Source organism: Diaphorobacter sp. HDW4A (genome assembly GCF_011305995.1).
GTDB lineage: Bacteria > Pseudomonadota > Gammaproteobacteria > Burkholderiales > Burkholderiaceae_C > Diaphorobacter_A.
The window spans coordinates 1,814,898-1,837,621 of the sequence record NZ_CP049910.1; the positions used below are offsets into that span (position 1 = coordinate 1,814,898).

General features: G+C 60.5%; 18 protein-coding genes. 10 read left to right on the forward strand and 8 right to left on the reverse strand.

The window, feature by feature from the left end; translation table 11 throughout:
• Positions 1-161 precede the first annotated feature (161 nt).
• A complete protein-coding gene (locus G7047_RS08150) occupies positions 162-1,520 on the reverse strand; it encodes an ATP-binding protein (RefSeq protein ID WP_166303339.1) in 1,359 nt (452 codons plus the stop codon).
• Complete coding sequence (locus G7047_RS08155) at positions 1,517-2,194, reverse strand: response regulator transcription factor (RefSeq protein WP_166303343.1); 678 nt, start codon at positions 2,192-2,194, stop codon at positions 1,517-1,519. Before G7047_RS08155 ends, G7047_RS08150 begins: the two co-directional genes overlap by 4 nt.
• Before the next feature lie 125 nt (positions 2,195-2,319).
• Here G7047_RS08155 and G7047_RS08160 point away from each other — a divergent pair, with 125 nt between their 5' ends.
• Together G7047_RS08160 and G7047_RS08165 are read left to right on the forward strand one after the other, a co-directional pair.
• Positions 2,320-3,033, forward strand: coding sequence for a phosphatase PAP2 family protein (locus tag G7047_RS08160; protein ID WP_166303347.1), 714 nt, complete (start codon positions 2,320-2,322; stop codon positions 3,031-3,033).
• Entirely contained in the window at positions 3,030-4,787 is a 1,758-nt protein-coding gene (locus G7047_RS08165) for a phosphoethanolamine--lipid A transferase (RefSeq protein WP_240939410.1), read from the forward strand. The genes G7047_RS08160 and G7047_RS08165 overlap by 4 nt, the downstream gene beginning before the upstream one ends.
• Positions 4,788-4,975: 188 nt before the next feature.
• On the opposite strand, the gene G7047_RS08170 is transcribed toward G7047_RS08165, so the two are convergent.
• From G7047_RS08170 to G7047_RS08190, 5 genes are all read right to left on the reverse strand, one after another.
• Positions 4,976-5,569: a peroxidase-related enzyme gene (locus tag G7047_RS08170; protein WP_166303350.1), complete on the reverse strand. Its 594-nt coding sequence runs from the start codon at positions 5,567-5,569 to the stop codon at positions 4,976-4,978.
• A gap of 75 nt (positions 5,570-5,644) precedes the next feature.
• Positions 5,645-6,283, reverse strand: coding sequence for a tRNA-uridine aminocarboxypropyltransferase (locus G7047_RS08175; RefSeq protein WP_166303353.1), 639 nt, complete (start codon positions 6,281-6,283; stop codon positions 5,645-5,647).
• Positions 6,284-6,506: 223 nt separating this feature from the next.
• Positions 6,507-6,788 carry a DUF4282 domain-containing protein gene (locus G7047_RS08180; RefSeq protein WP_166303356.1) on the reverse strand — a complete coding sequence of 94 codons (282 nt, stop codon included), beginning with the start codon at positions 6,786-6,788 and terminating at the stop codon, positions 6,507-6,509.
• 340 nt (positions 6,789-7,128) lie between these two features.
• The gene (locus G7047_RS08185) at positions 7,129-8,979 is read right to left on the reverse strand and encodes a long-chain fatty acid--CoA ligase (protein ID WP_166303359.1); all 1,851 of its coding nucleotides are present in this window, start codon (positions 8,977-8,979) and stop codon (positions 7,129-7,131) included.
• A gap of 185 nt (positions 8,980-9,164) precedes the next feature.
• Positions 9,165-9,800: a GntR family transcriptional regulator gene (locus tag G7047_RS08190; protein WP_166303362.1), complete on the reverse strand. Its 636-nt coding sequence runs from the start codon at positions 9,798-9,800 to the stop codon at positions 9,165-9,167.
• A 395-nt stretch (positions 9,801-10,195) separates the two neighbouring features.
• On the opposite strand from G7047_RS08190, the gene scpA reads away from it, so the two are divergent.
• From scpA to G7047_RS08210, 4 genes are all read left to right on the forward strand, one after another.
• Complete coding sequence (gene scpA, locus G7047_RS08195) at positions 10,196-12,364, forward strand: methylmalonyl-CoA mutase (RefSeq protein WP_166303365.1); 2,169 nt, start codon at positions 10,196-10,198, stop codon at positions 12,362-12,364.
• Positions 12,361-13,362, forward strand: coding sequence for a methylmalonyl Co-A mutase-associated GTPase MeaB (gene meaB / locus G7047_RS08200; RefSeq protein WP_205904742.1), 1,002 nt, complete (start codon positions 12,361-12,363; stop codon positions 13,360-13,362). Before scpA ends, meaB begins: the two co-directional genes overlap by 4 nt.
• An 81-nt stretch (positions 13,363-13,443) precedes the next feature.
• Entirely contained in the window at positions 13,444-14,976 is a 1,533-nt protein-coding gene (locus G7047_RS08205) for an acyl-CoA carboxylase subunit beta (protein WP_166303368.1), read from the forward strand.
• Between the two features lie 27 nt (positions 14,977-15,003).
• Complete coding sequence (locus G7047_RS08210) at positions 15,004-17,058, forward strand: acetyl/propionyl/methylcrotonyl-CoA carboxylase subunit alpha (protein ID WP_166303371.1); 2,055 nt, start codon at positions 15,004-15,006, stop codon at positions 17,056-17,058.
• Between the two features lie 298 nt (positions 17,059-17,356).
• On the opposite strand, the gene G7047_RS08215 is transcribed toward G7047_RS08210, so the two are convergent.
• Positions 17,357-18,571 carry a CynX/NimT family MFS transporter gene (locus G7047_RS08215; RefSeq protein ID WP_166303374.1) on the reverse strand — a complete coding sequence of 405 codons (1,215 nt, stop codon included), beginning with the start codon at positions 18,569-18,571 and terminating at the stop codon, positions 17,357-17,359.
• A 181-nt stretch (positions 18,572-18,752) separates the two neighbouring features.
• Between G7047_RS08215 and G7047_RS08220 the strand changes: the two genes are divergently transcribed.
• The 4 genes from G7047_RS08220 (at position 18,753) to G7047_RS08235 (ending at position 22,717) form a co-directional block, all read left to right on the forward strand.
• Positions 18,753-19,649, forward strand: coding sequence for a LysR family transcriptional regulator (locus G7047_RS08220; RefSeq protein WP_166303377.1), 897 nt, complete (start codon positions 18,753-18,755; stop codon positions 19,647-19,649).
• 124 nt (positions 19,650-19,773) lie between these two features.
• Positions 19,774-20,754 (forward strand): tripartite tricarboxylate transporter substrate binding protein, encoded by a 981-nt coding sequence (locus G7047_RS08225; protein ID WP_166303380.1) that lies wholly within the window; start codon positions 19,774-19,776, stop codon positions 20,752-20,754.
• 8 nt (positions 20,755-20,762) lie between these two features.
• Complete coding sequence (locus G7047_RS08230) at positions 20,763-21,965, forward strand: CaiB/BaiF CoA-transferase family protein (protein WP_166303383.1); 1,203 nt, start codon at positions 20,763-20,765, stop codon at positions 21,963-21,965.
• The gene (locus tag G7047_RS08235; protein ID WP_166303386.1) at positions 21,962-22,717 is read left to right on the forward strand and encodes an enoyl-CoA hydratase; all 756 of its coding nucleotides are present in this window, start codon (positions 21,962-21,964) and stop codon (positions 22,715-22,717) included. The genes G7047_RS08230 and G7047_RS08235 overlap by 4 nt, the downstream gene beginning before the upstream one ends.
• The last annotated feature ends 7 nt before the right edge of the window (positions 22,718-22,724 follow it).

Here is a 22,724-nt window from a genome sequence, read left to right on the forward strand (position 1 = left end):
AGGGCCGGCAGTCATGAGTTTGTCGCCTCATCGTCGGAAATTATGTCTTTGCGTCTCTTGTTTGGAGTGCATTAAAACAAGAAACTCTATTCGCCTCACCCTCTGAATGCAGGGGGAGCGCAATGCCGTTTTGTGCTAACAGCGGCGTCTTTCTTCGACTCTCATTTGCCCGGTTGCAGTACCAACTGGGCCTCGAAACCGTGCGATCGGCCGCGCGGAGGCGAGGCCAGCAGAAATTGCGCATCGTGCTTCTGTGCAATGCTGGAGACAATGGACAGGCCCAGCCCATAGCCGGTGCGCTGGGCGCTCTGGCGCACATGGCGGTGTTTGAGCTTGTCGAGCTGTTCCGGCGTCACTCCCTGACCGTCGTCGCGCACGGTCAGTTCGCTGCCCGGGCCAACGATGATTTCGATGTTCTCTGCATTGGAATAGGCGAGAGCGTTCTCGACCAGATTGCGCAGGGCAATCGCCAGTGCGTCGAAGTCGCCCTTGCACGTCAGCGGCTTGGTGGCCAGATCTGCGGCGGTTGGTGTGATCAGTTCGACGCGCGCCGAAGCTTCGTCGTTCAGCCAGAATTCTCCCATGACTGTGGTCGCGAGCTTGACCAGATCGATGCTGTCGCGCATGAACGGAACACTTGATTCAGCGCGAGAGAGCTGCAGCAGTTTTTCGGTGCGTTGACTCAGAGTCTGCATCGACTGAATCGCCGCTTCCACGTGCGCCTGATCGAGGCCATGCTCGAGCGCAGTCTGCAATCGCAGGCGCGCGGCCGTCAGCGGCGTTCGCAGTTCGTGCGCGGCGTTGGCTGCCAGGGCACGTTCCACGTCCAGCGCTTGGGACAGGCGTTCCAGCAACCGGTTGGTGTGCTCCTGAACCTGTTCAATTTCGCGCGGAGGGCTGCTCAGGTGGATGGGCTCCAATTGTCGTCCGTCACGTTGCGCAATTTCGTTGGAAAGATCCGTCAGCACGTGCAACTCGTGGCGCGCAATGCGTCGCAGCAGCCAAGCCAGCGCTGGCATCAGTACAAGGAAAGGAACAATCAGCCCGATCAGCGTGCGGTTGACGGTTTCGCTGCGCTCTTCCAGCGGGTCTGCCAATTGCAGAAAGACGCCGCGCGAAGGGTGGCGCTGGGTGTAGACGCGCCATTCCCTGTTGTTTTCGAATCCCGGAGCAAGCGCGACATCGAACATCCTGTCCTTTGCCTCTTCGGACTGCACCAATACCCGGTTGTCGGGAGTCACCAGTCGGTAGAAGACCTCCGCATCGGCGAACGAGCCGGGTCCTGGGATGATCAAGGGGTGCGTCACGGTCGACGGCACTTCGTGAGCGTCATCCAAGTGGTCCAGCGCAATGTCGAACATGCGATGGGAAACTTCAACAAGCTCATTGTCGAAGTTGTAGTTGATCTCGCGCCCGGTGTACCAGACGACGGCCAGAAGACACAGTAGCCAGACACAGCCAACCCAAAAAATCAGCGTTTTGGTCAGCCTCCCTGCTAGCGTGTCCTTACTTTGGATCACGAGGTACTTTCGCTCGTAGTGCGCACCAACTTGTAGCCCAGGCCGCGCACGGTTTCGATGTGCTCGCGGCCCAGCTTGCGGCGCAGGCGGCTGATGAAGACTTCGAGCGTGTTGCTGTCGGTGGAGTTGTCAAAGCTGTAGAGAGCATCCTGCAGATGCTCACGCGTGTGGTTGCGCTCGGGCCGCGTGGCCATCACCCGCAGCAGCGCCCATTCCTTGGGCGTGAGCGGAATCGGAACGCCTGCACGACGCACCTGTTCCATCGACAGATCAATCTGCAGGTCACCAATCGTCAGTACCGGCGTGGCAGCCGCGTTGCGGCGGCGCTCCACGGCGCGCAGGCGTGCAAGCAGCTCGGCGGGGTCGTAAGGCTTGACGAGATAGTCGTCCGCTCCAGCATCAAGACCGTGAATGCGATCGCTGACCTGATCCTTTGCCGTGAGGGCGATGACGATGGGGCGATCCTTGGTCGCACGAATCTGCGGCAGCAAAGACAGGCCGTCGCCATCGGGCAGGTGCAAGTCGAGCAGCACCGCAGCGTATTTTGTTGTCATCAGCGCAGTACTGGCGAGCGCCAGATTCGGCACTGCATCGACCACGAACGCCTTTGCGTGCAGATAGCCGCACACAGCGTCAGACAGGGCTTTGTCATCTTCTACAAGCAATACACGCATGGGCGGCTGTTTGGGACTCGGTGAAACCCCGAGTGTAGGGGAGGTTTGACGCTTGCATTGTTCAGCAAATATTCAGATGGTCTCAATAGGCTGAGAGGATTACTGAAGAATTTGTTGTCGTTTTCATGACCTCCTGGACTCCACGCCGCCTGCTCGGCTTGACTGTGTTTCTCTTTCTGCTGGTGGCCCTCTGGGACTTTTCCGGATTGGATCTGCCGCTCGCCCGATTGTTTGGTTCTGCGGACGGCTTTGCGCTGCGCAGTCGCCACTGGTTTGTGGTTGCCTTTCACGAAATCCCGCGCACGCTCAGCAGCGTGGTCGTGGTTGCTTTGCTGATCGGCATTTTTAAACCCTGGAGTTTTCTGAAGCGCCTCGGTCGCCGCGAACGCATTCAACTGGTGGTATCCGTGCTGGGCGGCATGCTTTTGATCACCTTGCTCAAGAAGGCGAATTACACGAGCTGCCCTTGGGATGTGAACGAGTTTGGTGGGCGCGCACTCTATGTCTCGCACTGGGCTTTGGGTGTGCGTGATCTGGGGCCGGGACACTGCTTTCCGGCGGGGCATGCCTCTTCGGCGTTTGGGTTTCTCGCGGGCTGGTTCGTGGTCCGCAGGTTGGGGCCGCAGGTGGCCGTGCGCTGGCTGGTGGCGGCCATGGTGCTGGGCCTCGCTCTGGGTGTCGCGCAGCAGCTGCGCGGCGCGCACTACATGAGTCACACGTTGTGGACGGCATGGATCTGCTGGACCTTCGGCTTTCTCGTCGATATGGCGTGCAAGGCCTATTTCTCACGACGCGACTCCGCACAACAAACCACTACCGCGCAAGAGGTGCAAGCATGAATTCCACGGATATCAAATGGGGAGCGCCTCGAGGGATGTGGTGGAACGAGTTGCGTCGGACCCGAATCGGTCAGTTGTTGGTGAGGCTGGATGACTGGTTCTCGACGCCGATGTCGGCACAGAAGATCGTCGTCTTTCTGTCCATCTATCTGACGCTGGCGGCCAATTGGGCGCTGTGGTTTCAACTCGAGCGCATTGGCAGCGCCCCAGCGGTGCTGGTACGTACCGCTCTGGTTCTGGGTGTTCTGAATGCCTGCGGAACCGCTGCGATTCTGGCGTTCACCGCATGGACGCGCTGGATGAGGGTGGTCTGGCTGGCCATCGCGCTGACTGCGGCGATGTCGCAGTACTACATGCTGACCTACAGCGTGGTGATGGATCCCGGCATGGCTGCCAACGTGCTGCAGACAGATGCGCACGAAGTGGCCGACCTGCTCGGCGTACGCATGGTGCTGGCGGTCATGCTGGTGATGGCGATTCCGCTGTGGTGGTTGATCCGCGTGCGCATTCCTCCCATGCGGCCGGTCAAGCAGATCGTGCGCAGCGTGTTGCTTTTGCTGGCCTCGCTTGGCATCGCCGCGGTGGTCATCGCCACCATGTCGCGCGATCTGGCACCGCTGATGCGCAATCACCCACAATTGCGCTACATGCTCAACCCCATTGCGAGCCTGTACTCGACCAGCACGGCCGTCATTCGCCCTCTGGTCACTCGCACGAAGAAACTCATCCCCATGGGCGCTGGAGCGGTACTTGGTGCAAGCCATGCCAGTCAGCAAAAGCCCATGCTGTTCGTGCTGGTGGTAGGTGAGACGGGTCGCGCCGACCATTTCGGCCTCAACGGCTATGCGCGCAACACCACCCAGCATCTGGCCGAACGCAATGTGCTGAACTGGACCAATGTGCGTTCGTGCGGCACCAGCACGCTGGCCTCTGTGCCATGCATGTTCTCGCCCTTGGGAAAGAATGATTTCGAGGCCCGCAAGGACGACTATGAGACCTTGCTCGATGTGGTGCAGGCCGCTGGCATGAATGTGCTGTGGGTCGACAACCAGTCCGGCTGCAAGGGTGTGTGCGACCGTGTGCCACATGTATTTGCATCGGAAGGGCTGAGCACTGACCAGCGTAAGAAGCTTTGTGACGCGAGTGGCGAATGCCGCGACATGGCCATGCTCGAAAACATCCAGCAGCGCCTTGACGCCATCCCCGCAGCCAAGCGCAACAAGGGGGTGCTGCTGGTCTTCCACCAGATGGGAAGCCACGGCCCAGCGTACTCCAAGCGCTCGTCCAAGGAGTCCAAGCGCTTCACGCCTGAATGCAAAACGGAAGTGCTGGCCGATTGCGCGCACTCCGAGCTGATGAACGCTTACGACAACTCCATCGTCGAGACCGACCGCTTCCTTGGCGCGACGATCGACTGGTTGAAGACCGAGTCTCAACGCTACGACACCGGCATGCTCTATTTGAGCGACCATGGTGAATCACTGGGTGAGTACGGTCAGTTTCTGCACGGCCTGCCTTATGGCATTGCACCTGACGTGCAAAAGCATGTTCCGATGATCAGTTGGCTCTCTCCCTCATTCGAGAGTCGCGAACAGCTGTCGCTTGCCTGCGTAAGGGGAACTGCCGATACGGCCTACACGCACGACAATCTCTATCACTCCATGCTGGGTCTCCTGGATGTGAAGTCGCCTAGTTATCAAACGGGGTTGGATGTGTTTGCGGGGTGCCGGGCTTTGTCGGATAACCCCGTCTGAGGCCGAACTTTCTCCCACCCCAGCCGTAGTCATGCCACGGCCACCGTCTGGGGCGTACCCAGCCCGGTGTCCTGGGTGCCATACGCTCCATCGCCCGTGAAGCTGGCTGGCAGCCCCCAATGCGAAACTTCTGATCAAAAGCCTTGAATGGTATGCGCTGCTGCAGATGCAACGCACTCTGCAGCACTTCAGGCCTTCTTCTCGCGTGGCAGGCGGCCCATCATGAAGAACTCCGGATTCGGCGGCATGTCCGAGAAACTCGCCATGCGGTTGGACAGGCCGAAGAACGCGGTGATCGCCGCGATGTCCCAGATGTCCTCGTCGTCTAAGCCATGGGCGTGCAGCGGCGCGAAGTCGGCGTCGTTGATTTCGTGGGCGCTGTGGCAAACCTTCATGGCGAAGTCGAGCATGGCGCGTTGGCGGGGTGTGATGTCGGCCTTGAGGTAGTTCACCGCGACCTGATCGGCGACGAGGGGTTTCTTTTCATAGATGCGTAGCAGCGCGCCATGTGCGACCACGCAGTAGAGGCACTGATTGGCGGCGCTGGTGGTGGTGACGATCATCTCACGGTCGCCCTTGGTCAGGTGGCTGGTGCGGCCCACGCTTTCGGGGTCCATCAGGGCGTCGTGGTAAGCGAAGAAGGCGCGCCATTCTGCTGGACGGCGGGCGAGGGCGAGGAACACGTTGGGAACGAAGCCGGCTTTTTCCTGCACCTCGAGAATCTTGGTCTTGAGGTCTTCGGGCAGGGTGTTCAGATCGGCAAGTGGGTAGCGCGCGGCCATGGCGTTGGTCTCCTTGGGTGTTTTGAATGGACGGATCACCCGAGCATAGCGCGATGCGGCTTGTTCGCTTTTTCTCTATTTCTCTATCTGTCTCGCATGCGGCCAGAACTTGCGCTGGTAGCTCACGAACGCATCCATGGCCTGATCAAGCAGCGCGATCTGCGGACCACGTCCGGGCTCGAGCAGGTCGAGCGCGAGCCGGGCGGCTTCGAGGGTGGAGAGTTGGTGCGGCTCGTGCGCTTTGCGGATGGCGTAGCGCGTCGCGGGCGTGTCCTGCAGTGCGATGCGAGGCAGGCTTTGGAGTCGGGGATGGGCGCTTACCATCTGGCGGCTTTGGCGCCATGTGGCATCGATCAAGACCAGGCGAATGCGGATACTGGGCGAGTGTGATGTGTGTGGATGCGAGTCTTCTCCGGGATACAGCAGCACAGTGCGGTTCGGGCTGGGCTGACCGTTCCATGCGTCGAACAAAGCCGACTGTAATAGGGCATCCTCAAAGCGCTCGCCGATCAGCACGCGGCTGCCGGGGAGGCACAGGCGCAAGAGCTGGCCAGTATTCTTGGCGTGGCCGACCTCATCCGGGTGCATCAGGATCAGCACCTCAGTGTGCAGATCCACCTCCCGCGCTGTTCCGCAGATACATGTCGAGGCGGGTCGCAGGCAGCGTTTGCAGAGTTGTCTGCGTGGGGATGTCTGAGCGGAATTTGGCGGCAAGGGCTGGTATCGGGTGTGGGAATGCGAGTCGCCATTGTGGCATCGCTGATGCGGATTTCACAGATGTTGCGGAGCAATGAAAAACCGTATTATGAGATTCGCCTCGAAAAAATCGACCCGAACTGAGCGAGGGCGTGCTCTTTCACGGGTGGCTGAAGCTGAGAAAATTCGCTCATCGCGACATCCTGCTTGTGTCGAGTCCATCAACGGCTAGTGAACTGCGTCACGGCTTTGCTGCGATTCTCACCGCTGCGTCACTCAGGTCGGCAAGCATCAGTGATGTCTCTGATGTCAAGCGTGCGACCAAGATGAAGAAAAGCGTCATGAAAACACCGCCAATGAAGCCACCGATGCGACCAACTCCCGCTCCTCTGAAAAGCACCATCAGAGCTCCCAGCGCGCAAAGCACCGCCAGCGCGATAAGAAACCAATAGATCAGTTTGACCAAGCTCCGGAATGTCGGATAAAGAGAGTCAGCACGCAGCGTCTCTGCGAATTCGTGCACATCCACATCGTCGGTGCGCCGGTGGCTGCGGACGCCGAATCCTTATGACGTCGCTGTTCGGGTGGCTGCTGGGCGTTCCACTCCAGCGGCGCGGGCTGCAAGCGCTTCTTCCACTCGGCTGTAAATAGCGCCACATGCAGGACAGGCCTCAAGTTCGTCACCAGTCGCAGATGAATTGATATGGGCACACTTCAAACATTTTCTGGTCATGACGATCCCTCCGTTATCTGAATGTTTTAGGTATCTTTGGGTGGCAGATTTATGGAGAATGACAACCACGACCCTGTTCCGGGAATGGGAATCATACGTGGTGTCTGATTCCGGCGTCTTACTCGATGACTCAGCGCGGCGCGGGCTTGTGGTACATCGCGTCAATGGCCTCGCCGTAGTAGCCCATGAGGTTGTTGCGCTTGAGCTTGAGCGTGGGTGTCATGAAGGTGTTTTCAATCGTCCACGCCTCGCGCGTGAGGTGAATGGCACGCGGCACGGCATAGCGGGCGAAGCTGGTCGTCTGCTTGGTGATGCGCTCGAGCGCGGCCTTCTCGACGGCGGGTTTGCCGAGGCTGGCCGGGTCTTCCGGGTCGAGTTGCAAACCGGCAGCGAGTTTGCGCCATTCCTCCTCGTTGACAGACGCAACGCAGGCAATGAACGGGCGGTTCTCGCCAACGACGAAGGCCTGTGCGAACAGCGGATCGGCCGTGATGGCCATTTCCAGATCGCCCGGCGGAATCTTCTCGCCGGTCGAGGTGACGATGATTTCCTTGATGCGGCCCAGAATGCGGATGCGCCCGCCGTCCACCAGTTCAGCCTGATCGCCCGTGCGCAGCCAGCCGTCCTCGGTCATGATGCGTGCGGTGTCTTCAGGGCGCTTCCAGTAGCCTTTCATGACAATGGGGCCGCGCACCTGCAGTTCGCGGTTCTCGCCGATGCGGGCTTCGACGCCGGGCAGCGCACGGCCGACGGTGGAGGGGTCGTTGTCGGTCAGCGTGTTGACCGAGACGACGGGCGTGGTCTCCGTCATGCCGTAGCCCTGGATCAGCGGCAGGCCCAGACCCAGAAAGCATTTGGCGATGCTCGGCGACAGCGGTGCGCCGCCGCTCACCGCCACGCGCACGCGGCCGCCGAATTTTTCGAGCAGTGGCTTGGCGACCAGCGCACGCAGCAGCGGCCAAGGCAGGGCGCGCATCCAGCCGCCGTTGTCGTCGCCGTCTTCCTTGGGCGCTGGGAGGCCTTGCGCGGCGCAGAATTTGCGCCAGCCCACGGTCTGCGCGGCCTGGAAGAGCTGCATCTTGAAGCCGGATGACGACAGTATCTCCAGCATCTTGGCGTGCACGCGCTCGTAGATGCGCGGCACGGAGACCAGGATCGTCGGCTTTACGATCATCAGGTCCTGCGCGATCAGCGCGACCGAGCGCGCGTAGGCCACGCAGCTGCCCGAGGCAATGGCCAAGTAGTAGCCGCCGGTGCGCTCGAAGGTGTGCGACAGCGGCAGGAACGACAGAAACACGTCGGAGGCGACCGGCGAGATGCGCAGCATCACCGCCTTCACGTCGGCGATCACGTTGGCGTGCGTGAGCATCACACCCTTGGGCTTGCCAGTGGTGCCGCTGGTGTAGACGATGGCGGCCAGATCGTCCGGTGCGGGCGGCGGCGGCAGCGCTTGATCGGCAGGTGCTGCGGCCAGCCATTCATCGAGGGGCGCGACGGGAGTCTGGTGCGACGGTTTGTCGCCGGTGGCTGGAATCGCTTCGCCGTTCGCGATGACAACGCCGCGCAGATTCGGAAAGCTCTCGCAGGCGTCCGCGATGTGCTGCCACTGCGCGCTATCTGTCAACACGAGCAGGGCAACTTCGGCGTCGTTCAGGATGTAGGCGATGCTGCCGGGGTTGTCGATGGCGTGCAGCGGCACGGGCGCGCAGCCGCTTGCCATGACCGCCTGATCGATGCACATGGCATTCAAACCGTTGGGCAGCAGGATGGCTATATGCGATTTTTCCGGGAGGCCTGTCATGGCCAGCGCGCGGGAGTAGCGGGCGATTTCGGCCTCGGCTTCGCGCCAGTTCAGGCTTTTCCAGTCACCGTGAGAATCGCACTGGCGATAGGCCTCGCCATCAGGAGTCAGGCTCACGCGTGTGGCAAACAATGCTGGAAGGGTATGGACGTCTTGTAGTTCGGTGACAGGCGAATTCATGCGGCAACCAGTGAGGGAGACGGCGGCAGGCATGGAATGGAGCGGGTTGCCCGGCTCGTCTGCATGCCTGCATCAAAGCCAATCATCTTACCCATAGAAGGGAATACCCGCGCTGGATCCTGTCACGCAGGTTTCAAATGTCCGTGAAAGATGTGACGAGGCGTCAGTGATTTTTCTGCTTCACTTTATCCTGCCGCGTTCAGTCCTTGAGTGAAATGGGTCTGCATGGCATTGCGGGCCGCCACCGGGTCACGGGCATCGAAGGCCGCCATGATGGTCGCGTGCTCTTCAAGAGAGTCCGCGATGCGCCCAGACTTGAGCAGCGAGTTGTGGCGGCTGAGCTTCATCACTCGGCGCAAGTCTTGCACCATCTGGAATAGCCACTTGTTGCTGGTGGCCTCCAGCACGCGCATGTGGAACTGCTCGTTGATGCTGAAAAACTTCTTGCGATCCAGCGTGGTTTGCTCCAGCTCGGCGTGCAGCGCGTGCAGTTCAGCGAGCTGAACGGGACTTGCGAACTCGGCCACCCAGGCGGCGGCGTCGCTCTCGAGCAGGGCGAGCAGGTGGTAGACCTGCTTCATGTCCTCATGCGTCACCTCGGTCACCCAGGCGCCGCGCCGTACCTTCATGGTGATCAGTCCTTCGGAGGCCAGCACCTTGAGCGCCTCGCGCAGCGGCGTGCGGCTGATGCCGAATTCCTCCGCGATCTTCGCCTCGTCGATCCAGCTGCCGGGCGTGAGCTCGTCCGAAAAGATGCGCTGGCGCAGTAACTCGGCAACTTCTTCGTACAACGCGCGCGGGGAAAGGGTGGCAATGCTCATAGGTAGGGGCGAGATTCTAGGGGGTAGCGGGCGTAGTCAACAAAGACGATGCGGTTGTAAGGCGTGCTGTAAGAAACTTGTGCAACAGTCGCGGCCGCTTCACTTGCATGCTTGAAGCAGCGGCGTTGTCCGGCCTGTCAACAAACAAGCCATTGATTTTTGATAAAAGTCGCAGATCAGTCGCTAAAATTGACGTTTACGTAAACGTGATTCACCACAATCATGGTTTACACGAATCACATTGGCGACATACCCGTGAACTGAATTTCCGACAAAGATATGACAATTTACGCTGAATTCAAAATTTTGGATCAATAATTATGAATTCGCCATGTCTTTTTGCATAACGAAATTTGGCGACCACCATCCAACTTCTTTCAAAGACTCCATTTGCCATGACCGAAGCTTCCAAACCCCGTGACAACTTTGCCTCTTCCAGCATGGAAGACTGGCAGAAAGCCGCCGCCAAGTCCGCCCCCAACGGCGACGTGTCGGCCTTGAACTGGATCACGCCGGACGGCATTTCGGTCAAGCCGCTGTACACGGCCGACGACACCGAGGGTCTGCAGTACACCAATACGCTGCCTGGCATGGAGCCTTACATCCGCGGCCCGCAGGCCACGATGTACGCCGTGCGTCCCTGGACGATCCGCCAGTACGCGGGTTTCTCCACCGCCGAAGAGTCCAACGCGTTCTACCGCAAGGCGCTGGCGGCGGGCGGTCAGGGCGTTTCGGTGGCGTTCGATCTGGCTACGCACCGTGGCTACGATTCGGATCATCCGCGCGTGACGGGCGATGTGGGTAAGGCTGGCGTGGCGATTGATTCGGTCGAGGACATGAAGATCCTGTTCGACCAGATTCCGCTCGACAAGGTCTCGGTCTCCATGACCATGAACGGCGCGGTGCTGCCGGTGCTCGCGGGTTACGTGGTTGCGGCGGAAGAGCAGGGCGTTTCGCAGGACAAGCTTTCCGGAACCATTCAGAACGACATTCTGAAAGAGTTCATGGTGCGCAACACCTACATTTACCCACCCAAGCCGTCGATGAAGATCATCGGCGACATCATCGAGTACACGAGCAAGAACATGCCCAAGTTCAACTCGATCTCGATTTCGGGCTACCACATGCAGGAAGCGGGTGCCAATCAGGCGCTGGAGCTGGCCTTCACCTTGGCTGACGGCAAGGAATACGTGAAAACCGCCACCGCCAAGGGCATGGACGTGGATGATTTCGCGGGTCGCCTGTCGTTCTTCTGGGCTATCGGCATGAATTTCTATCTGGAAATCGCCAAGATGCGCGCCGCCCGCCTGCTGTGGTGCCGCATCATGAAGGGCTTTGACGCGAAGAAGCCCAAGAGCCTGATGCTGCGCACGCACTGCCAGACCTCTGGCTGGTCGCTCACCGAGCAAGACCCATATAACAACGTGGTGCGCACCACCATCGAGGCGATGGCTGCGGTGTTTGGCGGCACGCAGTCGCTGCACACCAACGCGCTCGACGAAGCGATTGCGCTGCCTACCGAGTTCTCCGCACGCATCGCCCGCAACACGCAGCTCATCATTCAGGAAGAAACCCACATCACCAGCGTGATCGATCCATGGGCGGGCTCCTACATGATGGAAAAGCTCACGCAGGACATGGCCGATGCCGCGTGGAAGATCATCGAGGAGGTCGAAGAAATGGGCGGCATGACCGCTGCCGTGGATTCGGGCTGGGCCAAGCTCAAGATCGAAGCTGCTGCCGCTGAAAAGCAGGCGCGCATCGATTCCGGCAAGGACGTGATCGTTGGCGTGAACAAGTACAAGCTGGCCAAGGAAGACCCGGTCGACATTCTGGAAGTGGACAACGTCAAGGTGCGCGACAACCAGATCAAGCGCCTGAACACCATGAAGGCCAAGCGCGACGAAGCCGCCGTGCAAGCTGCTTTGGCTGCGTTGACCGCATCGGCCCACTCGGGCGAAGGTAATCTGTTGGATCTGGCCATCAAAGCCGTTCGCCTGCGCGCTACTGTGGGCGAAGTTTCCGACGCCCTCGAAAAGGAATTCGGCCGCCACCGTGCCGATACACAGAAGGTGACGGGTGTGTACGCTGCCGCTTACGACTCTGCCGAAGGCTGGGAAAAGCTCAAGGGCGAAATCAACGATGCCTCCGAAAACCTGGGCCGTCGCCCACGTGTGATGATCGCCAAGCTCGGCCAGGACGGCCACGACCGTGGCGCCAAGGTGGTTGCCACCGCGTTTGCCGATCTGGGCTTTGATGTGGACATGGGGCCGCTGTTCCAGACTCCCGAAGAGTGCGCCCGCCAGGCGATTGAGAACGACGTGCACGCGGTGGGTGTTTCCACGCTCGCAGCCGGTCACAAGACGCTAGTGCCCGCCATCATTGAAGAACTCAAGAAGCAAGGTGCGGATGACATCATCGTTTTCGTCGGCGGCGTGATTCCTGCGCAGGACTACGAGTTTCTGTACGGCGCGGGTGTGAAGGGCGTTTACGGCCCGGGTACACCGATTCCGGCCAGCGCGAAGGATGTGCTGGAGCAAATCCGAAAGGCACAGACAGCGTGACCCCAGCGGAGTTGTTGACCGGCATTCTGCAGGGCAGTCCTGCGGTGCAGCGGCGCGCCATGGCCAAGGCTATCACGCTGCTGGAGTCGACCCGCGCCGATCATCGTGCGCAGGCCGACGAATTGCTCACTGCCATGCTGCCGCACACCGGGGGCTCGCTGCGCCTGGGTATCAGCGGAGTTCCAGGCGTTGGTAAATCGACCTTCATTGAAACTTTCGGTCTGCACTTGATTGCGCAGGGCCTGCGGGTGGCGGTGTTGGCGATTGATCCGTCTTCCACGGTTTCCGGCGGCTCGATTCTGGGTGACAAGACACGCATGGAGCAGCTTTCGGTGAACCCGAGCGCCTACATTCGCCCCAGCCCATCGAGCGGCACGCTTGGTGGTGTGGCGGAGAAGACGCGTGAGGCCATGCTGGTCTGCGAAGCGGCGGGCTACGACGTGGTGATCATCGAAACCGTGGGCGTGGGCCAAAGCGAGATCGCGGTGCACGGTATGACCGATATGTTCTGCCTGCTGCAACTGCCCAACGCGGGCGACGATCTGCAGGCGATCAAGAAGGGCGTGATGGAGATCGCCGATCTGGTGGTCATCAACAAGGCCGACATTGATCCGCATGCTGCAACCCGTGCGCAGGCGCAGATTACATCGAGCCTGCGCCTCTTGGCCATGCACGGCGATCACGCCAGTCACAGTGAAGCGAACTGGCAACCCCGCGTGGTGCAGATCAGCGCGCTCAAGGGCGACGGCGTGGACAGCTTCTGGAACGCGGTGCAGGAATTCAGACGCCTGCAATCTGGCAACGGCAAGCTGCAAAAACGCCGCGAAAAACAATCGCTGGCGTGGATGTGGGAGCGTGTGGACTTCGGCTTGAAGCAGGCGTTTCGCAGTCACGCACAAGTCAAAGAGTTGCTGCCGCACATGTTGGCGGACGTGGCTTCGGGGCGGATCGCTGCATCCACGGCGGCAAGAACTTTATTGGCGGCGCAAGTCGGCTGAATGGCTGACACAAGAACGGCGCAGCCAGGCATCCAATCATCCAAATGGTAATTACAACGGTTTTCACTGAAAGAAGCGAACATGCAAGACATCCTTGAACAACTCGAGAAGAAGCGCGAACTGGCGCGACTCGGAGGCGGACAAAAGCGCATCGATTCCCAGCACAAAAAGGGAAAGCTCACCGCGCGCGAACGTATTGAACTGCTGCTGGACGACGGCACGTTCGAAGAGTGGGACATGTTCGTGGAGCACCGCTGTACGGATTTTGGCATGGAAGACACCAAGATCCCCGGCGATGGCGTGGTCACCGGCTACGGCATGATCAATGGGCGCTTGGTGTTCGTCTTCAGCCAGGACTTCACCGTGTTCGGCGGTGCGCTGTCGGAAACGCACGCCGAGAAGATCTGCAAGATCATGGATCAGGCGATGAAGGTCGGTGCTCCGGTGATTGGCCTGAACGATTCAGGTGGTGCTCGCATTCAGGAAGGCGTGGCTTCGCTGGGCGGTTATGCCGATGTGTTCCAGAAGAACGTGCTGGCCTCGGGCGTGATCCCGCAGATCTCGATGATCATGGGCCCCAGCGCTGGCGGAGCGGTGTACTCGCCTGCGATGACCGATTTCATTTTCATGGTCAAGGATTCGAGCTACATGTTCGTCACCGGCCCTGAAGTCGTGAAGACCGTGACGCACGAAGAAGTGACTGCCGAAGAACTCGGCGGCGCAGTGACGCACACCACCAAGAGCGGCGTGGCCGACATGGCTTTCGAGAACGACGTTGAAGCGCTGATGATGCTGCGACGCCTCTACAACTACCTGCCGCTCAACAACAAGGAAAAGCCACCCGTTCGCCCCAGCCGCGACCCGGCTGACCGTGCTGACCTGAGCCTCGACACGCTGGTGCCAGAGAACGCCAACAAGCCCTACGACATGAAGGAGCTGATCCTCAAGACCGTGGACGATGGCGATTTCTTCGAAATCCAGCCCGAGTACGCCAAGAACATCATCATCGGCTTTGCCCGCATGGAAGGCCAGACGGTCGGCATCGTCGCCAACCAGCCGCTGGTGCTGGCTGGTTGCCTCGACATCAAGAGCTCCATCAAGGCCGCGCGTTTTGTGCGTTTCTGCGATGCGTTCAATATTCCGGTGGTCACCTTCGTGGACGTTCCAGGTTTCATGCCGGGCACATCGCAAGAGTATGGCGGCATCATCAAGCACGGCGCCAAGCTGCTGTACGCATACGCAGAGTGCACCGTGCCGAAGATCACCGTCATCACCCGCAAGGCCTACGGCGGCGCGTATGACGTGATGTCTTCCAAGCACCTGCGCGGCGACGTCAACCTGGCTTGGCCACACGCCGAAATCGCGGTGATGGGTGCCAAGGGCGCCGTGGAAATCATCTTCCGCGAAGACAAGAACGACCCGGTGAAGCTCGCCGCCCGCGAAGCCGAGTACAAGGAACGTTTCGCCAATCCATTCGTGGCCGGTGCGCGTGGTTTCATCGACGACGTGATCCTGCCGCACGAAACCCGCAAGCGCATCTGCCGCTCGCTCTCGATGCTCAAGAACAAGCAGATCGAGAATCCGTGGCGCAAGCACGGGAACATCCCGCTCTAAGAAGAAAAACGCACGGAGTATTTATTCATGTTTACCAAGATTCTTATTGCAAACCGCGGCGAAATCGCCTGCCGCGTGATCGCCACCGCCCGCAAGATGGGCATCAAGACCGTGGCGGTTTATTCCGACGCTGACAAGGACGCACGTCACGTCAAGCTGGCTGACGAAGCCGTTCGCCTCGGCCCCGCGCCTAGCCGCGAGTCGTATCTGCTTGGCGAGAAAATCATTGAAGCCTGCAAGCAAACCGGCGCACAGGCCGTGCACCCGGGCTACGGCTTCCTGTCGGAAAACGAAGGCTTTGCCAAGCGTTGCGAAGAAGAGGGCATCGCCTTCATTGGCCCCAAGTCGCATTCCATCGCGGCGATGGGCGACAAGATCGCTTCCAAGAAGCTGGCGAACGAAGCCAAGGTCAACACCATTCCCGGCTATAACGACGCCATCGCAGGCCCGGATCAGGCCGTGGAAATCGCCAAGAACATTGGCTATCCCGTCATGATCAAGGCTTCGGCGGGCGGCGGCGGCAAGGGCCTGCGTGTGGCGTTCAACGACAAGGAAGCGCACGAAGGTTTCGCGTCCTGCCAGAACGAAGCGCGCAACAGCTTTGGTGATGATCGCATTTTCATCGAGAAGTTTGTTCAAGAGCCACGCCACATCGAGATTCAGGTGCTGGGCGATTCGCACGGCAATGTGCTGTATCTGAACGAGCGCGAGTGCTCCATTCAGCGCCGTCATCAGAAGGTGATTGAAGAAGCACCATCGCCATTCATCAGCGACGCTACGCGCAAAGCGATGGGCGAGCAGGCGGTACAACTGGCCAAGGCGGTGAAGTACCAATCCGCAGGCACGGTGGAATTCGTGGTCGGCAAGGATCAGGATTTCTACTTCCTGGAAATGAACACCCGTCTGCAGGTGGAGCATCCGGTGACGGAATGCATCACCGGCCTCGACCTCGTCGAGCAGATGATCCGCGTAGCCGCTGGCGAAAAGCTCGCGTTTACGCAAGCCGACGTAAAGCGCGAAGGTTGGGCGATTGAGTGCCGCATCAACGCGGAAGACCCGTTCCGCAACTTCCTGCCTTCGACCGGCCGCTTGGTGCGTTTCTCGCCACCCGAGCAGAACATGTTCCAGTCGGAAGTGGGCTTCAAGGATGGCGTGCGTGTGGACACCGGCGTGTACGAAGGCGGCGAGATCCCGATGTACTACGACTCGATGATCGCCAAGCTCATCGTGCACGGCAAAGACCGCAACGACGCCATCGCCAAGATGCGCGAGGCGCTCAACGGCTTCGTGATTCGCGGCATCAGCTCGAATATTCCGTTCCAGGCAGCGCTGCTGGCTCACCCGAAGTTCGTGACGGGCGATTTCAACACTGGCTTCATCGCCGAGAATTACGCGCACGGTTTCCATGCTGAAGACGTGCCGCACGCAGACCCCGATTTCCTCGTGGCGCTGGCGGGCTACATGAACCGCCGCTACCGCGCACGTGCATCGGGCATCAGCGGTCAGTTGACGGGCCATGAACTGCAAGTGGGCGCGAAGTTCACCGTGGTCGTGCTCGGCGCGGAAGGCAACAACAAGCAGTTCCCGATTGAAGTGACAGACTACGACCTCTCGAAGACCTCCAGCTCCAGCACCGTAACGGTGAACGGCAAGGCCTACCAGATCAGCAGCTCGGCTGGCCTCGGCGACATCCGCATTCAGGGCGAGTGCAACGGCAAGCCGTTCACCGCGCAAGTCGAACGCGGCACGCCAAAGAACCCGCTGGTTCTGCGCGTGATCCACAACGGCACGCAGATCGATTCGCTGGTGCTCTCACCCCAAGGCGCCGAGCTGTACAAGCTGATGCCTTACAAGGCTCCGCCAGACCTGTCGAAGTTCCTGCTCTCGCCCATGCCCGGCCTCTTGGTCGATGTGGCGGTACAGCCCGGCCAGAAGGTCCAGGCCGGCGAAAAGCTGGCCGTGATCGAAGCCATGAAGATGGAAAACATCCTCTTTGCCGTGCAAGACGGCGTGGTCAGCAAGGTCGTCGCAGGCAAGGGCGAATCGCTGGCCGTGGATCAGGTGATCGTTGAGTTCGAGTGAACATGGATCGATGATCGACGCGCCGGTCATTGAACTGGTGCGTTGAATGAAAATGCCGGAGGCTGTGAGGTCGTCCGGCATTTTTGATGGAGCGGCGGTTTCGCCGTATGTTGTGGGCGATGTTCCAATGAAGGCTTGCGAAATCCAGACGCCTGTCCCCAATCCATAAAATCCGGACTCCTGTCCGCACAGGGATGCTTGCTTGCCGCCACCGGAGCGTTGTTTCAACGCAGATGTCGGCACGATCTTCGTCTTGGAATTGGTGCTTCTCTTTGCGGGAATTCTGCTACAGGTCCTGCTAATTTCGCCACGCTTTCTGAAACCCCATCGCCAGCACCACTCCCAGCACCGCCGTCACTCCAATCTGCAATCCAGCCGCAGTCCATCCCCACGCTCCCATCAACACCCCCAGCATCACAGGCCCCACGACTTGGCCGAGGTAGTTGCCCTGCATGAGTACACCGAGGCTCAGTGGTGCCAGTCGTGCTTCGGGCGCGGTGCGTGGCGCGGTGGCGATGCAGGTGCCGGGGATGATGCCCGCGATGGCGGAGAACAGCACACAAAGTGCGATCAGCAGCCAAGCGCCAAATGGGGCGAGATAAATGATCAAGCCGAGCACGCCGTTGATCACGAAGGTGAGCGTCAACAGCATGCTGGGTCGCACGCCGCGCTGCAGGCACCAGCCTGCGAGCAGGTTGCCGATCATGTTGGCGGCGACGGTGACTGCCGCCGCGATTCCGGCCTGCGCGAGTGTGAGCCCGGCGCGCTCCATGAGGAAGCTTGGCAGAAAGCTCATGAAGGCGAAAAACTGCAGGTTGTAGGCACCGAATGCCAGCGCCAGCAGCACGGGGGCGGGCGACAGGGCGACGCTTCGGATGTCTCGGCTGCTGGGGGCCGTGGGCGTATGGCTTGCGGCGGCCACGCTGACTTTCAGTGCAACGGCTGCGGCGATGATCAGTGCCAAAGCGCCATCGACGATCCACAGCGCATGCCAGCCGCCAAGCATCGGGCCTAACAGCATCGACAGCGAAATGCCTGCGCCCATGAAGCAGCTCCAGATGCCGAAGACGATGCTGCGGCGCGCGGGCGGGGTGAGTCGGTTCAGCACTGATGGCGCGGCCACGACGATGAGCACAAAACCCAGCCCTTCGACGATGCGCGTGGCGATCAGCCATGGGAAGGAAGGCTCCATGACTGCCGCCAGACTGGCCGCGCCGAGGATCGTGAGACCGATGACGAGCATGCGTCGGTCGCCCTGACGTTGCACGAGGATGCCTGCCATCAGCCCGCCGATGAGGCCGACGATGGGAAAGACTGACATCACCCAGCTCAGTCCCGCGAGGCTGCGGCCGAACTCCTCGCGCATTTGCGGCACTGCAATAGGTGCCTTGCCCACATGCAGCGCGGAGATGACGCCTGCGATGATGACCAAGGCGATGGCCAGCAGGTCCAGCCGTGCGGTTGTGGATGGAGCGGTGGAGGTGGACGAGGCGAGGTTGTTCGGGCTTTTCATGCGAAGGCGTGCGAATGACAGCGATGGAAGGTCTGGAGCCTATGCCATTTCACGGCCTGCGTCGGCATATGGTTTTGAGGCAGATGGGGGCCGATGCTTTCAGCGGTCACAATCCCCACTGGGGCGTGAGCGGTTTTAGCACGCCATTGTTCTGTTTCCAGAATTCAGTGTTTCGCAAAAAATGAAGTTCGACACCACAACTGTGAGCCTCGTCATCGCCATCGCCGAAGAGGGCAGCATTTCGCGCGCAGCAGACCGGCTCGGGCTCGCGGTGGCGGCGGCCTCCAAGCGGGTGAGCGATCTGGAGGCGCAGCTTGGCGTCAAGTTGTTCAAGCGCCAGCCGCATGGTGTGAAGGTGACGGAAGCGGGTGCCAAATTGCTCTCGCATATCCGCCAGATCGACAACCTCACGCAGCGCCTCGTGGGTGATGCGCTCACCGTGAGCCACGGGCGCGAGGGGCGGGTGATCATCGGTGCGCCCAAGTCGGTAATCATTCCGTTTCTGGCGCGCGACCTCGCCGCCATTCAGCGCAAGTATCCGGGCATCGTGCTGCAAATCGTCGAGGAGAACAGCCGCATCGTCCAGAAGCTGCTGCGTGACAAAGTCATCGACATCGGCATCTATGAAAAAACCGCGGGCTTCGTCGATCTTCCGCGTTTCGACTACCGACAGGATCACCTGAACGTGGTCTACAGCCGAAAGCATTTCGAGCTACCCGAGGGCGCGCTCTCAGTCGAGCAGCTCATCGAACTGCCGATCATCACGCTGGGGCGCGGCTCGGCGATTCTGGCTTCGCTGCACCGCGCCCACCAAAGCCGTGGCCGCGTGTTCCGCAACGATTTCACGGTGAACGGTTTCGACTCGATGCTCGCTCTGGTGCGCGAAGGCATAGGCGTGGGCCTCATGCCGCCGGACATCCTGCGCAGTCTGCACCCCGAAGCCGACATCATGAGCCTGCCGCTCGAGGGCGACTGGCATGAGCGCAGCTACATGCTGTCGTTCATCGAAGGACAGGCGCAGCAGCAGACTCAGCGCAATGTGGTAGAGGAGTTGCTGGGGCAGAACTTGGCGCTCTGAGGCCGCTCGATACTGATTTCGTCATTTGCGAAATCAGACATGTTGTTTGGATCCTTGCAGGCAAATCGCTATGGGACGACATTCGTCCCATCAACGATAAGTTCGCACAGGAGACAAGAACATCATGCAACGACGCCATTTCATCGCGGCAGGCGCTGCGGCACTGACTGCACCAATGAGCGGCTGGGCCTCGGTGGCCGATCTGCCCAAGGGCACGGTCAAGATCTATGTGGGCTGGGCGCCCGGTGGCGGCACCGACGTGTTTGCGCGCATCGTCGGGCAGAAGCTGTCCGAGGTCTGGGGTCGGCCGGTGGTTGTGGAAAACAAGCCAGGCGCGACCGGCGCGCTGTGCGCGGATTTCTTCGCGAAAACCAAGTTCCACGACGGCGTGAATCTGCTCATGGCGCACGTGAACACGCACGCCATTTCTCCGCAGATCTTCAAGAGCATAACCTACGACCCGCTCAAGGACTACGCGCCGATTGCGCTGATCGGCGCGACGCCGCACATCCTCGTCACCGGCAGCAAGGACAAGTACGCATCGATTCAGGACGTGGTGGTCGCGTGCAAGAAGAGCCCCGGCAAGATCAGCTTTGGCTCGTCGGGCACGGGCTCGGTGCAGCATCTTGCGGCCGAGATGTTCAATATGGTGGCGGGGGTGAAGACCATCCACGTGCCCTACAAGGGCTCGGGTCCTATGCAGACCGATCTGCTGGGCGGTCAGATCGACTTCAGCTTCGACACCATGACGGCCGCTGCGCAGCAGGTCAAGAGCGGAAAGATGCAGGGCATCGTGCAGACCCGTATGAATCGCGCCAAGGGTTTTCCGTCCGTGCCGACCATGGACGAGCAAGGCTTCAAGGGCTTCGATGCGTCGAGCTGGTACGGCGTGGTCGGCCCGCGCGACATGTCCAAGGAATTGGCTCAGCAGATCAACGCTGACATCAACAAGGTGCTTGCCATGCCCGATGTCATCGCGCGATTCGACGGCTATGGCGTGGAGGGGGGCGGCGGCTCGGTCGAGAAGTTCGCGGCCTTCATGCAGTCTGAATACAAGAAGTGGGGCGATGTGGTTCGCGCCGCCAACATCACCGAAGAAAGCTGAGGCCATCCATGAACGCATCTGCCAAACAAGCCCATGCCACCAACGCCGCAGCGCTGCCACTGGCCGGCATCCGTGTGCTCGATGTCAGCCAGGTCATGGCCGGGCCATTCGCCTGCATGCTGCTGGCCGATCTGGGCGCGGACGTGATCAAGGTCGAGCCACCCGAGGGCGACCAGACGCGGGGCGCGATGGGCTTCAAGATGAAGGGCCCGGACAGCATGGGCTTTCTCAATATGAACCGCAACAAGCGTTCGCTCACGCTCGACTTGAAGAGCGAAGAAGGCCGCGAGACGTTCTACGAGTTGGCCAAGACTGCCGACGTCATCGTTGAGAACTACCGTCCCGGCGTGGTGCAGCGCCTGAAAATCGACTACGAGACGATTCAGGCGATCAACCCAAAGGTCGTCTACGTGAGTATTTCCGGCTTCGGTCAGAGCGGGCCGTGGGCCAAGCGCCCGGGCTTTGACCTGATGGCGCAGGCCATGTCGGGCGTGATGAGCGTGACCGGCTACAAGGGCGAAAAGCCGGTGAAGGCGGGCGTGCCGGTGGCCGACATTGGCTGCGCGCTGTTCGCGACCTATGGTCTGCTGTCGGCCTACATCGGCGCGCAGCGCACGGGGCTGGGACAACACATCGATGCGTCACTATTCGATTCGGTGATGGCGTTTTCCGTCTGGGACATGTCGGAATACTGGGGCACCGGCGTGCCTCCCGCACCTTTGGGCACCAGTAACAAAATGAGCGCGCCGTATCAGGCGGTGAGGGCGCGCGACGACTATTTCGTGATGGGCGCGACCAACCAGAAACTCTGGGCCAAGCTCTGTGAGCTGATCGAGCGCCCGGACCTGCTGCAGCACGAGCAGTTCGCCACCGTGCCGCTGCGCCTGAAGAACCGCGAGGTGTTGATCGAGACGCTGGAGCAGGAATTCGCCAAGCGCGACAGCGCCGAGTGGGTTGATGCGATGCTGGCGGCAGGCATCCCCGCCGGGCCGATTTTGAGCTACCCAGAAGCCTTTGAGGGTGAGCACGGCACACACCGCAAGATGTGCATGGAGATCGACCATCCCATCGAGGGCAAGGTCAAGAACATCGGCTTTCCGGTGAAGATGCTGGGCACGCCGCAGCAGGTGCGCCGCCATCCGCCGCTGCTCGGCGAGCACAACGAGGAAATCCTCGCCGAGCTGGCCGCGCGCGAAGGGGTGAGCGCATGACGGCCGAAACGCTCACTATGACGGTGGACGACTCCGGCGCGGCCTGGATCCGCGTGAGCCGCCCCGAGCGGCACAACGCCATGACGGCCGCGATGTATGAGGCGCTGCTCGAATGCATCGCTGCAGCGCAGGCCGACGCGCGCGTGCGCTGCGTGCTGCTGCAGGGTGAGGGCGGCAAGTCGTTCATTTCGGGAACCGACATCTCGCACTTCAAGGACTTCGCCAATGGCAAACAGGGCATCGAGTACGAAGCCTTTGTCGAGCGGGTGATCGACGCGATCGAGCGCATCAGCGTGCCCACCATCGCCGTGATCGACGGCTGGGCCGTGGGGGGAGGGCTGGCGCTGGCGACGGCTTGCGACTTCCGCATCTGCACGCCCAAGTCGCGCTTCGGCGCGCCCATTGCGAAGACGCTCTCCAATACGCTGTCGTCGGCCAACATGGCGCGGCTGGCTGCTGCGCTTGGTATTCCGCGTGTCAAACGTATGCTGCTGTTGGCCGATTACTTGAGCGCGGACGAGATGCTGAACTGCGGCTTTGTGCAATGCATCGCGAGCGCAGAATCGCTGATCGACGAGTCGCAACAACTGGCAGACAAGCTCATGGCGCTTTCCGGCACCACGCAGGCCGCCGTGAAGGAGAGCCTGCGCCGCATCGTGGTGGACAATGACCTGCATGATGATGATCTGGTCGAATCGGTCTACGGCAGTGCCGCGTTTCGCAGCGGCGTGGCGGCGTTTATCAAGAGCTGAGCCTGCT